Origin of the sequence: Suilimivivens sp. (assembly GCF_037359455.1) — a bacterium.
GTDB lineage: Bacteria > Bacillota > Clostridia > Lachnospirales > Lachnospiraceae > Suilimivivens > Suilimivivens aceti.
In genome coordinates this window covers 1-14,153 of record NZ_JAXXXI010000004.1, presented here as the reverse complement: position 1 = coordinate 14,153, position 14,153 = coordinate 1, and the positions used below count along the sequence as shown (strand labels likewise).

General features: G+C 44.4%; 11 protein-coding genes. 4 read left to right on the top strand and 7 right to left on the bottom strand.

Annotated elements, in window-relative coordinates:
• Positions 1 to 3 precede the first annotated feature (3 nt).
• The 6 genes from WJQ40_RS00415 to WJQ40_RS00390 all read right to left on the bottom strand — a co-directional run bounded on the left by WJQ40_RS00415 (position 4) and on the right by WJQ40_RS00390 (position 7,562).
• Entirely contained in the window at positions 4 to 906 is a 903-nt protein-coding gene (locus WJQ40_RS00415; protein WP_337537533.1) for an AraC family transcriptional regulator, read from the bottom strand.
• A gap of 43 nt (positions 907 to 949) precedes the next feature.
• A complete protein-coding gene (locus tag WJQ40_RS00410; protein WP_337404854.1) occupies positions 950 to 1,930 on the bottom strand; it encodes a glycoside hydrolase family 130 protein in 981 nt (326 codons plus the stop codon).
• Positions 1,931 to 1,960: 30 nt separating this feature from the next.
• Positions 1,961 to 4,243: a glycoside hydrolase family 3 N-terminal domain-containing protein gene (locus tag WJQ40_RS00405; protein WP_337537532.1), complete on the bottom strand. Its 2,283-nt coding sequence runs from the start codon at positions 4,241 to 4,243 to the stop codon at positions 1,961 to 1,963.
• Between the two features lie 80 nt (positions 4,244 to 4,323).
• Complete coding sequence (locus WJQ40_RS00400) at positions 4,324 to 5,163, bottom strand: carbohydrate ABC transporter permease (protein ID WP_337537531.1); 840 nt, start codon at positions 5,161 to 5,163, stop codon at positions 4,324 to 4,326.
• Complete coding sequence (locus tag WJQ40_RS00395) at positions 5,156 to 6,064, bottom strand: sugar ABC transporter permease (protein ID WP_337537530.1); 909 nt, start codon at positions 6,062 to 6,064, stop codon at positions 5,156 to 5,158. Before WJQ40_RS00395 ends, WJQ40_RS00400 begins: the two co-directional genes overlap by 8 nt.
• Positions 6,065 to 6,197: 133 nt before the next feature.
• Positions 6,198 to 7,562: an extracellular solute-binding protein gene (locus WJQ40_RS00390; RefSeq protein WP_337537529.1), complete on the bottom strand. Its 1,365-nt coding sequence runs from the start codon at positions 7,560 to 7,562 to the stop codon at positions 6,198 to 6,200.
• 194 nt (positions 7,563 to 7,756) lie between these two features.
• On the opposite strand from WJQ40_RS00390, the gene WJQ40_RS00385 reads away from it, so the two are divergent.
• The 4 genes from WJQ40_RS00385 to WJQ40_RS00370 all read left to right on the top strand — a co-directional run bounded on the left by WJQ40_RS00385 (position 7,757) and on the right by WJQ40_RS00370 (position 12,659).
• Positions 7,757 to 8,593, top strand: a complete 837-nt coding sequence (locus tag WJQ40_RS00385; RefSeq protein WP_262572673.1) for an AraC family transcriptional regulator — start codon at positions 7,757 to 7,759, stop codon at positions 8,591 to 8,593.
• A 141-nt stretch (positions 8,594 to 8,734) separates the two neighbouring features.
• Positions 8,735 to 10,969, top strand: coding sequence for a pyruvate formate lyase family protein (locus WJQ40_RS00380; protein WP_337537528.1), 2,235 nt, complete (start codon positions 8,735 to 8,737; stop codon positions 10,967 to 10,969).
• A 13-nt stretch (positions 10,970 to 10,982) separates the two neighbouring features.
• Entirely contained in the window at positions 10,983 to 11,867 is an 885-nt protein-coding gene (locus tag WJQ40_RS00375) for a glycyl-radical enzyme activating protein (RefSeq protein ID WP_262572677.1), read from the top strand.
• Between the two features lie 126 nt (positions 11,868 to 11,993).
• Positions 11,994 to 12,659 carry a hypothetical protein gene (locus WJQ40_RS00370; protein ID WP_337537527.1) on the top strand — a complete coding sequence of 222 codons (666 nt, stop codon included), beginning with the start codon at positions 11,994 to 11,996 and terminating at the stop codon, positions 12,657 to 12,659.
• Between the two features lie 82 nt (positions 12,660 to 12,741).
• Here the strand turns inward: WJQ40_RS00370 and WJQ40_RS00365 are convergent, their stop codons facing one another.
• Positions 12,742 to 13,917 (bottom strand): methyl-accepting chemotaxis protein, encoded by a 1,176-nt coding sequence (locus WJQ40_RS00365; RefSeq protein ID WP_337537526.1) that lies wholly within the window; start codon positions 13,915 to 13,917, stop codon positions 12,742 to 12,744.
• Positions 13,918 to 14,153: the final 236 nt, after the last annotated feature.

Here is a 14,153-nt window from a genome sequence, read left to right as displayed (position 1 = left end):
ATGTTAACCGTTTATTTTATTGACCTGATTGATAAAATCCTCAATCTGCTTCAGATATTCCTGATTCTTCCTGGTTTCCCCCTTCTGCATCTCCTTACGGTATGCTGAGGGTGACATCTGCTTTAACTGCCGGAATGCCTTGGAAAATACCAGCGGATCCGTATAGCCGCAGGAAAGGGCGATACTTTCTACCGGAAGTACCGTTACCTGCAGAAGCTCCGCCGCCTTGGTCAGGCGGAATACCGAAAGGAACTGCTGGGGTGACATTCCCATGGCTTTCTTAAATAATGTATAGAGATAGCTCCTGTTAATACAGACGTAATCGGCAACATCCGTGATCTTGATGGGATTGCAGTAATTCCCGACAATAAAAGCAACAGCCCGTTTCACATAGGTATCTGCCTTGTCATCCTCTCCCCTTTCTTCAACCGGTGCACTCTCTGCAATCAGGGAAAGGAATAGCTGAAGCTGTCCATTTCTCCGGAGCTCATTGGATACTCCAAAGGTATTGTGCTCCAGCATATCCTTCACAGACTGATAAATCTCTTTCCCTTTATCTGTCTTAAATACCGGGCTTGTCAGGGACAGTCCCATGGAATTCAGCACATCCTGTGCCAGGGAGCCATAGAATCCCACCCACACGTACGTCCAGGGATCAGCTTCATCCGCCTGGTAAAAAGCAAGCTCCTCCGGTGGAATCAGAAAGCCGTAGCCCTGCTCCAGCGGGTATTCCTTGCCGCCAAGCTGAAGCCTCCCCCGTCCGCTGACAATATAATGGATCAGATAATGGGGCTTTAAGGCCGGACCAAAGCTGTGAAGCGGCTCTGTCCTTGACAGTCCGCAGCAATTCACATATAAGCTTCCGCTTTTTTCTCCGGTGAACTCACGCTGATATGCTTTTTCCACACCCGGCTCCTTTCTGTAGCCCTCATTCTGTTCTGCTTCCCTGTTATCTTCTTGCTGCTGCCAGAAGCTCATCCACAGTCGTAAATGCCATACCAGTCACAGTATCCGCACATCCGTAATATATCGCAATCCTTCCCGTATCTGCATCCGTCAGTGCCGCACAGGGGAAGGTTACGTTCGGCACATCACCAACACACTCATAATATTCGTGAGGCGCCAGAATATATTCTTTGGATCTCGCCAGTACCTTCCATGGCTTCTCCAGATCCAGAAGTGCCACACCCATACGATAAACAAAGCCATTGCAGGTCGTGATAACTCCATGATAGATCAGAAGCCAGCCTTCATCAGTCTTGATCGGGATAGGCCCAGGTCCTACCTTAGTGCATTGCCATGCAGACTCATCTCCGGGGATAGGCCCCATGATATGTCTGTGATGTCCCCAGAATTCCATGTCCTTACTGAAGCTGACGAAAATATCACCAAAAGGAGTATGTCCTGTATCACTGGGTCTTGAGAGCAGTGCATACATGCCATCGATTTTCTCCGGGAACAACACACCATTCCTGTTATAGGGAAGGAATGCATTCTCCAGCTGTACAAATTTCTTGAAATCATAGGTATAGGCTACGCCGATCGTCGGTCCATGATAGCCGTTACACCATGTAATATAATATCTGTCCTCCAGAAAGCAGACCCTCGGATCATAACGGTATTCCCTGTGAAGGATCTCCTCATCCGCTCCCTCGAAATGGATCGGCTCATCCTCAATCTCCCAGTGAATGCCATCCCTGCTTCTTCCTGCAAAAATATCCATACTGATAGATCTGCTGTCACAGCGGAATACCCCTGCAAAGCCATCCTCAAACGGAACTACCGCACTGTTAAAAACACTGTTGGAAACCTTATTTCCGTTTCTTCCGATGATCGGATTTTCGCTGTAGCGCCATACCGGCATGGTATATCCTTCCGGCTTGTCCTGCCACGGAATATTTGGCAGTGATTTTCCAATAATCTTACTCATACGTATTCCATCCTTTGGTAATTCTTCTGTTTATTCTGTTACCTTAAGTTCTCCCTGCCACAGTTCCCTGTCCTGATCCATTAGGACAATACGGAACATTCCGGGTTCTACTACCTTATTCATATCACAATTATACAATGCAAGCTCATCAAAGGCAATCCGTATTCCTGCCTCTTTTTCTTCTCCCGGTTTCAGGCGGATCTTGGTAAATCCCTTCAGTTCACGGACACGGCGTACTACAGAAGCCTGCAGATCTGTGATATACAGCTGAGGAACGCAAAAGCCTTCCCTGTCCCCTGCATTTTTTACCTTAAACTGCAGTTCCACTCCTGTTTTCTGAAGCTGTTCTTCTGTTATTTCCTTTTTCTCCAGCTTTACACCTGTATAGGTATATTCTGTATAATCAAGCCCATATCCAAAGGAAAACAACGGACTCTGCTTCTCATCCAGATAATGCATTGCCTGATAGGAGCTCTTGTAATTATAATAAACCGGCAGCTGTCCGTTTGCTCTCGGAAGGGATACCGGAAGTCTTCCGGACGGATTTACAATACCACGGAGGATCTCCGCAATGGCCTGTCCGCCGCAGGGTCCTGGATAGAAGGATAAAAGAAGAGCATCCGACTCCTTTTCCACTTCATTGATTATCATGGGACGTCCGGCTATAACAACAGTGATCACCTTTTTGCTCTTTGCCCGTACTGCGCGGAACAGCCTCATTTGGGCTTCCGGGATATTCAGCTCTGACCGGTCCATGCCTTCCCCGCAGTCCATATATAAGTGATCAGAAAGTCTGGCTGCACCGTTTGCATCAAAGTCAGCCTCTGTAAAGCGGCTGGATGAAGAACCAAGAACCACAACGCTCACATCACATTTTTCCGCTTTTTCTTCTGCTTCCAGAAGCATTTCCTCTGTAGTTTCTGTCAGGTCACTTCCCTTTGCGAAAAGGATCTCTGCTTCCGGATACTGTTTATGAATTCCCTGATAAACAGTAGTTACCGAGTTTTCCCTGACAGGCGGTGTATAATCACCAAGCTGGCTGTAAATATCATCTGCATTTGGGCCAGTGACCAAAATACTTCCGGCATTTTCAAGAGGCAGGCTGTTTTCCCTGTTTTTCAACAGAATCACAGACTCTCTGGCAAGATTCAATGATTCCGGATACTCCTCATAAGAAAACTCCGGCAGCATATTTTCCTCAACGAATGGATGTTCAAAGATACCCGCTTCAAATTTCAGCTTCAGGACACGGCGTACCGCCTGATTGATCTCATCCTCTGTGATCAGTCCTTTTCCTACAGCCTCTTCCAGATGGCTGTAGGCTTCGTCCAGAAGCCCGACATCTACACCTGCCCGGAGTGCAAGTCCTGCTGAAACGGTTCCATCACCTGTCATTTTATCAAGCTGATCGATTGCCAGTGCATCTGCCATAACAATGCCATCGAATCCGAATTCATTCCGCAGCAGCTCTGTCAGCAGCTTCCTGTTTGCATGACAGTAGATACCATCGATCTCATTATAGGCAGCCATGACACCCCTTACACCGGCTTTTACTGCACCCTGCATGGCCGGCAGATGGATTTCTCTGAGTTCATGCTCTCCAATTCTTGCTGCACTGGCATTTACGCCACCAGTTGATTCTCCCTGTGCAGCAAAATGCTTGGCTACCACCTGTACACCGCCTTCATGGAGTCCCGTGATCGCTGCTGCCGCCAGATTGCTGCTTAAGAAAGGATCCTCACCATAGCATTCCTCAGATCTTCCCCATCTGGGATCCCGGAGCATATCCAACATGGAGCACAGCGCCAGGTGGGCACCCATACCTTTCAGCTGACTGCCACAGACACGATATGCTTTCCGCAAAAGTTCCGGATGAAACGTTGCACCAGCAGCCAGATTAACCGGAAGAAGATATCCGTCCAGCGCCTGATGCCCGTGAGGACATTCCGAGCTCATCATGACCGGAATATGAAGTCTAGAATGCTCCATTACGTACTTTTGGATCTCATTATACAATTTTATGGCCATTTCTCCGCAAAGACCGTTTTCATAATCTCTCTCCGACCAGGGATCCGAACGGTACAGCCCGTACAGGGCTCCAAGTCCTCCGCAGTTCTCCACCTCTTTATAAAATTCATCCTTCAGGGTAACAGTATCACCCTTTCTGTCATAGATCCGGAATCCATAAAGCTTCTGATTCAGCTGTCCTGCTTTTTCTTTCAGTGTCATTTCCGCAAGCAGCAGGTCAGCACGTTCTCCTGCACTTTTACCGGTATCCATCCATGATCTGTTTTCGCTACTATTTCTGTTCATTTTTCTATATCCTGCAGTTCTGCTTCCAGCAGTTCTCTCCTTTTAAATATCTGTTTTTACTTTTTCATCGCCCAGCCTGTTTACCCTTTCACTGCGCCATCTGAAAATCCCTTGTAGATCCATTTCTGTGCAAATATAAATCCTACAAATACAGGTATACTCACCACGATAATTCCTGCTGCGATCACACTCCATTCTGACGAGTAAGGACCAATAAAGCGGTACAGCACTGTTGACATGACACCTTTTTCTGTTGCCGGCAGATACAGAAATGCTGTATAAAAATCATTATAAATATATGTAATTTTAATAATGCAGGCAGTTACGATCGCAGGCTTTAACATCGGGAGCAAAATATTCCAGTAAATCCTGAAGTAGGAACAGCCTTCCATTAATGCAGACTCATCTACAGAAATGGAAATCTGATTCAGATACTGTCTGTAAAGATACAGGCTTACAATATCTACTCCGGAATATAGGATAACAACACTGAACAGATTATTGACAAGACCTACTCTGGCAAAATCCTTGAAAATGATCAGATGTACGATAATGCCTGGCACGAAGGAAGCCATCATATAAAATCTGTCAATAAATCCCTTTCCCTTAAACTGGAAACGGGACAGGCAGAAGGCAACCATTGTACACAATACAGTAGATATAATGCAGGCAAATACAATAATAAAAATGGTATTTATAAATCCTCTGAGCACATTACCCTTTATCATTACAGTTGCATAATTGCTGAAATTCTTAAAGTTTTCTGGAAGCTCCATGCTGCCCGTGGAGAGATATTCAATTTTCGTTTTAAAGGAAGCCAGAAAAACACCGATCAGAGGATAAATGACAACAAATGCCACAAAGATCAATATGATGTATTTCAGGATAGCTATACTGTATTTTTTTACTTTATCACTCATATGTATTCTCATTCTCCTCCTTGAAAACAATATTCTTAAACACCATAACAACAGCTGCTATCACCAGCATACAGATTGCCATGGCACAGGCCTGTCCATATTTGTTATAGCTGAATGCTGTTTCAATCAGTGTTGTGGAAAAGGAGTTCGTTCCATTCTTTCCATTCGTGAGAACATAAGGAATGTCAAATACAGAAATAGAATTCACAATGGAGAAAGTCGCCATCAGTCCGACAATCATTTTGATATTCGGATAAGTAATGGCTTTGAACATTGCCCATGTCCCGGCTCCGTCAATTGCTGCTGCATCATAATATTCCGAGGAAATAGACTGCATAGTTCCAAGATAGATCAGAAAGCTGTAGCCCACATTTTTCCACAGGAAAATAAATGCCAGTGCAAAATTGCAGGTTTTAGGATCTGAAATCCATACCTTAATATAGTCACCAAAACCTGCCACATTCATCAGCGTATCCAATCCACCACCGATCTGATAGAACATACGGAATGCCATAGCTACCGCTACACCATTCATAATGAACGGGAAGAAAATGATTCCTTTAAAAAAGCCGCTCCCACGCAGCTTCTTGTTCATGATCACTGCGAGAAACAGTGAGAGCACCTGCTGCAGAAGCCCTGCCAGAAGATAATAACCTGCCGTCACAAATACATTTCTGTAGGATTCTGTTGTAAAAATATTTTTGTAATTATAAACGCCCACGAAATCATACGGTGACACAGAACCCTTCCAGTCCGTAAAGCTGTAATAAAACATGGTAATGATAGGATATACTGTAAAATACAGAAGAAAGAGCATCGGAATTGTTAAGAACAGAATCAATATCTTTCTTTTCTGCCATTTTCTTTTGGATCCCAGTTTCCCTTTTTCTTGTTTTGCCAATTGCTGTACCTCCATCCTGTTCCGACTTTCTCACTATTTTTTTGTCTTTTTTATACTATATTGATATCATATAGTATAATGAATGGGAGAGCGTATACCGCCCTCCCATCAGGCTATCATGTGCTGAAGCTGCTTACTGGAAATTCTTTCCCCAGAGCTCATTCAGCTTATCATATTCAGGCTCTCCACCATTCATAACCGGCAGCATAACATAATCAAGAAGATATCCATCGAAAGAGTAAACATCTATCTCAGCAGTTCCTGCCATTTCCTGAATCTTAGGATCCTTTGCAGGAGAAGTATAAGTCTCTACATAATCAAGATCCTGCAGGAACGCAAGATCAGGCTGGTTTTCACCACCGTCAATCATGATTTCATTCATACCAAGTGCCAAGGCCATATTCTCACAGAAGAATGCACAAAATTCCTTTGCAAGCTCAAGGTTTTCAGAATTCTTATTAACACCCATAAACAGATCCTGCGCAATTCTCATTCTGAGCTTATTGTCCGCACTTACATCATTCTTGTAAGGGAAAGGAATAAACCCAATAGAATCAGCGGAAAGACCAAGTTCTTCTGCATGCTCCTGTGCCTGGGATAATGCCCATGTACCTGTAAATATAAATGCAGTTTTCTCTCCGCCAATGGATGTCAGTGAAGAATCCCACTGATCTGCTGTTACAACATCAGCTTCTACATATCCCTTCTTTGCAAAATCAGCCAGAATATCATCAGCTTCTCTTAAAGCACTTCCTTCAGCCCACGGAGTCTGATCTGTCAGAATCTTATTTGCATAATCATCATCACCAGACATGGTGATTGCCAGATTGTCCCAGTAACGCATGGTCCATACAGAACCTGCATTTGTGTAAATACCCGTAATACCATTTTCTTTACACTTTTCGAGATCTGCATACAGCTCATCGAGAGTTTTGGGAACCACACCATCACAGTATGTATCCAAAACTGTTTTATTGTAAAGAAGTCCTTCGTATACGATACCGATCGGAATGCCATAGCTCTGGCCTTCATACTGCATATAGTCACCATAATAGTATTTTGATGCCATTTCTGCCGCATCTCCTAGAGGTGCAAAATAATTTGGCAGCTCACTTGCCAGCAGAACAGAAGGAACAAGGATTACATCCTCATATTGTCCACCAGTCAGTCTGGTAACCTGCTGTTCATCACTTGCACCTGACAGTGTTGTAAATTTTACTTCTTTTAATTCAGGGTGAAGCTTCTTGAATTCATCCACAATAGGAACAATATTTTCTTCATAGAAATCTTCCGGATAATGGAATGCAAGAGACAAGGTAACATCTCCTGCTGCCGTACTGTCATCTGCTGCCGTACTGTCATCTGCTGCCTCTGTTTCCTGTGTTTCTGCTGCAGTGCTGTCAGTTTCTGTTGCTGTACCGGTACTGCTTCCGCATCCGGCAAGTGTTGTCATAACCATTGCTGCAGTCATAATCGCTGCAATCCATTTTTTCTTCATTATGATGCCCTCCCTTTGGTTCATTTTTATTTGGATTGACTTTATTAAACACCATATCAGTCCCTTTTTCCTCTTTCATGTTGACTATGTTTTATGGTATATTGATCTTCCCTTTTTTTGAATTTCCTATTGATAATTTTTATGTGAACACTTATTTTATAGGTAATCTTTTTTATTGAAGGAGAGAATGATTCATGCTACCTATCTTTCTGAAACTTGCAAAAGAAGAATATGATTTTGGTCCCCGTGCCCTGTACCAGACAAGTGTTGCTGATACTTTTCCAGATCATTATCATGATTTTTATGAGGTCTTTCTGGTAACTTATGGCAAAGCTGTTCACAGCATCAATAATTCCCAGCAGCTCCTGTCCCAGGGAAGTCTTGTCTTTATACGCCCTAATGATGTCCACAGCTACGCTGCCATTAACTATTTTGATTTCAAGATCATTAACATCGGGTATTATATAAGTGAAATCGCCCCCGTTCTTTCATACCTTGGCATTTCCCCTTCTGTCATTGACTCTCCTCTGCTTCCTATTCACCTTAAAATAGAAGGAAAACAGTTTGATCATCTGCGTGATATGCTTTTAGAGCTCGCTTCCCTGTACCCCAGTCAAAAATGCCGCCCCTTATTCCGTTCCTTCGCTTCTGAGCTCTATTATCCTCTGCTTGGCGCAGAAACAGAATTTGTCCATACAAGAACTCAGCTGATTCCGGACTGGCTCTACAAGCTGGATATTGAAATGAGCAAACGTCACAATTATATCCAGGGGCTCCAAAGGCTCATGGAATTATGCAACTATTCCCAGGCCCACGTGATCCGCTCCTTTCAGAAGTATTATAAGATGTCTCCCACGGAGTATATCAACAGTAAGCGTATGGTATATGCCTGTGAGCTGATCCTTTCTAATAAGTACAGCATTACTGAGATCTGTTATCAGTGCGGATTTAATAATCTGAGTCATTTCTATAATGTATTTCACTCTATTTATCACTGCACTCCAAAGGATTTTGCCGCAAGGCATATGTAACAGAACTTATCAATACAGCATAATAAAAAGCGCATAGAGTAAAGGTGAATTTTTTACTTCTGTTATACACTGAAATCAGTCTCATTAATCTATTTTTCAGAACTGCAGGATAACAGAATTATATGACAGGAGATCTATACAATGAATAGAAAACATATCCAAGATACCTTTGATTATTTTTTACATTTTACCGAAATTTACCGCACAAATGAGAACAAGTATCTCCGGGAGGCACGCATACTGAAGCTTCAGATTCCGCACATTCTACAGGATTTCCAGAAGGGAGATCTTCTTGCTGGCAGTATTCACCACACCTTTATTGGCTTCAGTCCGCAATATGGCGGCAAATACATTTACTTTTTTGAAGAGGATCAGGCAAGAAAACTTCTTGACGATAATAGGGAATTCCTGTCCCGGATTGATGAAATAGAAGCTGCCATTGCTTACTGGCATACAGAACGTACTCTGTACAAGCTGAATGATCGTTTTGCATCAAAGCATGGTCATCTCGATCCATATCAAAAGGCTGTACACAGACTGGGGGAAGAAGGGCGCCTTGGCGTTTCCAGCATTCCTGATGGTCGTCTTGCCCTCACCATACCCGATCTGGACAAGCTTCTTCAGCTTGGACTTCACCATCTTTATGAAGAAGCTGCACTGAAGGATCAGACAGATCCTTTTATCCAGGCTCTGCTGATCACGATTACTACAGTTGAGGATGCCATTGATTTCTACAAATATCAGCTCTGCAGCCTTTTGGAAAAGGATCCCGATAATACAGAGCTGCGCCGTATTTACGCTGACCTCAGCCGCATCCGTTATCAGAAACCAAATACTTTTTTAGAAGCCCTGCAGCTTTTCTGGATCTATGCTGTGATATCTGACCTGATGAATTATGGCCGTATGGATATTTATCTTGGCGATTTCTATGCTGCAGATCTTCAGCAGGGCATTATTGATGAAGAAACAGCTATCAGCTATCTTACTGATCTTTATGGAAAGATCAGGCGAATCGGCAAGATCCATGACGCCCGCATCATCCTTGGCGGTCTTGGACGAAGAAATCCCCAGAATGCAGATCAGCTTGCTCTTCTCCTTATGGAAACCACCAGGCGGACAAAAGAGGTTATCCCCCAATTGACATTACGATGCTACGAGGGTATGAACCAGACTGTTTTTGACAAAGCCCTTCAGGTAAATGCCGAAGGCTGCTCCTTTCCGATCCTGTACAGTGACGATACCAATATTCCCGCTATCCAGAAAGCCTTTCAGGTAAATCTGGACGATGCCATGAGCTATATTCCGGCCGGCTGTGGTGAATATATTCTGGAGGGGCGGAGTGTGGGAACTCCAAACAGCTCCCTGAATCTGTTGAAAGCACTGGAGCTTGCCCTTCATCACGGCAGAGATATGTATTATCAGGTACAGGCCGGTCCCGATACTGGTGCTGTAGAGGATTTTGCAACCTTTGAAGATCTCTGGGATGCCTTTACTGCACAGATAGATCCTGAGCTTACTCTTGTAGCCTTTGCAGAAAAAGACTGTTACGATATCATTGCCGAAAATGCCGGGTGTCTTCATCTGAGTCTTTTGATGCACGACTGTTTGGAAAAAGGTAAACCTCTTTTAGAAGGTGGTGTCCGCTATTTTCACGGCATGACTGAAATCATGGGTATGATATCTGCCGCTGACAGTCTTACTGCAATCAAAACCCTTGTTTATGACAGGCAGATCATGAGTTTAAAACAGCTTGTAAGTATACTGGATGCCAATTTTGAAGGCTATGAAAAGGAGCGCAGGCTTATGCAGTCCTGCCCCAAGTACGGAAACGACAATGATGAAGCCGACCGCATGGCAATCCGTGTCTTTAACTATATCGCAAAGGCCAGCCTCGCCCTTACAGATCAGACCGGCCTTGATAAATACATGATGGTCAGTGTCAATAATAGTGAAAGCGCTGTCTGGGGCAATGTCACCATGGCATCTGCCTGTGGAAGGAAAAATGGAGAAGCTCTTGCCAATGCCAACGGGGCTTCTATTGGCTGTGACAGAAGTGGTGCCACCGCACTTTTAAATTCCATGCGCAAATTTGATCACTCACTGCATGCCGGCGTGATTAATAACATCCGTTTTACAAAAGAACTGTTTACAGACCAGTTTGATAAAATGAAACAGCTTATCCAGGCATTTTTCATGAATAATGGCAGTCAGCTGAATCTGATGGTAATTGGAAAGGATGACCTGATCAAAGCCAAGGAGCATCCCGAGAAATATCAGAACCTGATTGTCAGGATCGGTGGCTTCAGTGCCCGCTTTGTAGAACTGGATCCCATTGTACAGGAAGAAATTATCAGACGTACTACGTTTGCTTCCTAGATTGTGAGGAAATATGGGTATTATTTTTGATATACAGAAATTCTGTCTCCACGATGGTCCTGGGATCCGCACCACTGTTTTTCTGAAGGGCTGCAACATTCGCTGTCTCTGGTGTCATAATCCGGAATCGTTCCAAAAGCAGCCGGAACTTTCCTACACAGCTTCCAACTGCATTGGCTGTGAGCGCTGTACTACTGTATGTCCGGTTCATGCACACTCTTTTGATGAAAACGGACATCATATAGACCGTTCTCTGTGTACTGCCTGTGGCACCTGCGTACAGGAATGCCTGACAAATGCCCTGAAGATTTTCGGCATGGAACGCAGTGTACAGGATATCCTTTCAGAAGTGGTAAAGGACCGGCCTTATTTTGAACAGAGCGGTGGCGGCATCACAATCTCTGGTGGAGAACCTACTACGCAGTACGATTTTCTGCTTGAGCTTCTTACCGAAGCAAAGAAAGAAAATCTGCACATCTGTCTGGAAACCAATGGCATCGTTGCACCGGCACGATTTCGGGAGCTTACCCGTTATGTGGATCTGTTCCTGTTGGACTATAAAGCTACTGGTGCCGGACTCCACAGGCGGCTGACAGGTGTTGATAATCACCTCATGCTGGAGAACCTTGCATATATGAATGAGATCCATCATCCTCTCATTCTCCGCTGCCCCATTATTCCCGGCTGTAACGATACAGAAGAGCATTTTTCTGCTATACGTCATTTACAGGAATCCTACTCCTGTATCCAATCCTGTGAGATCATGCCCTATCACTCCCTTGGCAGCTCCAAATGGGAACAGCTTGGCAGGGATTATTCCCTTTCTGACCTTCCTGATGCCAGTATGGAGCAGAAGGCTTTCTGGAACTATGCTGCCAGCAATCCATCTATGTGCTGACAGATTATCATGGACAGTCAGTCACGATCTGGCTGTCCATCAGGTTTATTTTTCCTCTTGTTATTCTCCTCCTTATTCTTTATACTGTTATTAAAAAGCTTTTCGCAGGAGATTAACAAAATTATTATGAAACATTACTATAAATATTTTCTTCCGTTCTTCCTCATTCTGGCATTCCTTGTTACTTTCCTTACAGGCTGTGCTCCCTCCGCTGAGATGCTTGCGGCCGCACAGGATAAATATACAGAACTTGTACAGATCCATAATGAAGTAGTAGAAGTCCATAAGGAAGTAGATGATACCTCCTATGATGATGCTCTTTCCGTCCTGCAGGATGACCTGAATACCATACAGTCCTATAACCTGAAAGACATGTCAGAGGAGGAGATCACCCTGCTGATGTCCACAATGGATACGCTGATCGCATCCTATCAGGATTATCTTGCACAGCTTGGAAATACAAAAAAAGAAGAGGATGCCGCCGAACTGACAGCTATTCCTCTTTCTCTGACCAATAATACTTCTTTTTCCTTCGATCTGATCTCCCTCTATCAGAAGGACAGTGCAGGAGCCCGTATCAATATCCTCTCCGGACTTGAAAGTCTTTCTCCGACCCAGTCCCTGACAGGACTCCAGATCAAACGAAATGCAGAAAACACACCCTGGATGCTTACACTGGAAACCACAGAAGGGGTTACCTACGATATCGAGCTTCCTGTGGAAACCTACACTGAAGATGGTATCCACCTTTATCTGGCCTATGATTCCGAAACCGGCAGCATCACCGTCTGACCGGTTTCCTTTTTATCTGCAGCTTATGCCTCTTCATCCGTGGCCGGACTCTGACACCGCCTGTTTCTTCTGCTGTCCTCCACTACACCATGGTCTTCAATAGTTCTACTTCTTTCTTGGTCTCATCCAGCATGTCGCTGATCTGCTGGGTTGCCTGCTCTGTGCCTGCTGCCAGATTCTTGATCTCATCTGCAACTACCGCAAAGCCCTTGCCAGCTTCGCCTGCATGTGCAGCCTCTATACTTGCGTTGAGCGCAAGAAGCGTGGTCTGTGTCGTGATACCGGCGATCATCTGCAGGATCTTATTGGCTTCCTCGATCTGTTCAAGCAATGTGTTCATGGTCGCACTGACTTCGCCGCCCGCACTCTCTGTCTGAGCTGACGCTGCCCGGAGCTGTCCGATATCCTGATTGCCTTCTTCCGTGATCTTCAGTGTGGTCTGGAATTTCTCACTGATCCTGTCCGAAATCTGTACTGCATTGTCCGTCTGCACACCGATATTTTCTGTCATTTCAAGCTGCTTCTGGATCGTCTGTGCCAGGTCATTGGCTCCGGTCACGATCTCTTCGATCGCATTTTTGCTGTTTTCACCCTGGGACTCCATATCCTTGGACTGCGCATCAATAGCAGTGATCTTTTCGATCAGCTCACCGGTGGTGGAAGTCATATTCTCCAGGATCTCCCCGGTATGCTCTTTTTCCTCAGAAATCTGCGCCATCTTGAAATTGCTGATCCTCTCCAGATTTCTGGAGGATACGATACAGAACACATCCACAAGAAGCACTGCTGCCAGGGCAATTTCATAATTGATGATGGAACTGCTGTCTGCCCTGCCGTTTCCCACTTCTTCCACAATATAAAATACATTGATAGCAACTGCCAGTGATCCGGCTCCAAGACTGAACTTTCCATTCTGGAAAAGTGTGATCGCCGTCAGCATGGGAAGAATGTAAACAAATGCAATGATACTGTCTGATGTAAACATGACATAGGCATACAGGATCAGAAAGCCGCCCATTCCTATGTATTTGATCGCTGCACTTTCCTTATTCTTCACAAAATACAGGATCATGCATGCAAGAAACGGGATCATCATAATGGTACAGAATACCGCCAGATAACCAGGTGTCCTGTTACCCTTGATGTACTCCCCGATATACGCCAGAAGCAGAATGCCGATCACGGATCCGTAACATACCAGAAACCTCTGATTTACAAGCTGCTTCTCACTGAATGCATGCTTTTCTTTTAAACTCATTTTTAACCCATCCCCTTTGAAATTTTAGTTATCTCTATTGTAAGAACATCGTACCCTTATGTCAATTTTTTTGCACCTTTTTCCTACAATCTACAATCTTTTATTCAATTTTTTCGTTGACTTTCAGGTTCTTCTGTGGTATGATAACATCTGTTCGTGAGAATTGTAATAACATATCTGATATGCGGGTGTAGTTCAATGGTAGAACACCAGCCTTCCAAGCTGGATACGTGGGT

What these genes read in the sequence shown, in the direction of transcription:
- WJQ40_RS00375 (WP_262572677.1), top strand. Translation starts at nt 10,983, where the DNA reads ATGGGTATTATTTTTGATATACAGAAATTCTGTCTCCACGATGGTCCT.
- WJQ40_RS00400 (WP_337537531.1), bottom strand. Translation starts at nt 5,163, where the DNA reads ATGAGTGATAAAGTAAAAAAATACAGTATAGCTATCCTGAAATACATC.
- WJQ40_RS00370 (WP_337537527.1), top strand. Translation starts at nt 11,994, where the DNA reads ATGAAACATTACTATAAATATTTTCTTCCGTTCTTCCTCATTCTGGCA.
- WJQ40_RS00390 (WP_337537529.1), bottom strand. Translation starts at nt 7,562, where the DNA reads ATGAAGAAAAAATGGATTGCAGCGATTATGACTGCAGCAATGGTTATG.
- WJQ40_RS00365 (WP_337537526.1), bottom strand. Translation starts at nt 13,917, where the DNA reads ATGAGTTTAAAAGAAAAGCATGCATTCAGTGAGAAGCAGCTTGTAAAT.
- WJQ40_RS00385 (WP_262572673.1), top strand. Translation starts at nt 7,757, where the DNA reads ATGCTACCTATCTTTCTGAAACTTGCAAAAGAAGAATATGATTTTGGT.
- WJQ40_RS00405 (WP_337537532.1), bottom strand. Translation starts at nt 4,243, where the DNA reads ATGAACAGAAATAGTAGCGAAAACAGATCATGGATGGATACCGGTAAA.
- WJQ40_RS00380 (WP_337537528.1), top strand. Translation starts at nt 8,735, where the DNA reads ATGAATAGAAAACATATCCAAGATACCTTTGATTATTTTTTACATTTT.
- WJQ40_RS00410 (WP_337404854.1), bottom strand. Translation starts at nt 1,930, where the DNA reads ATGAGTAAGATTATTGGAAAATCACTGCCAAATATTCCGTGGCAGGAC.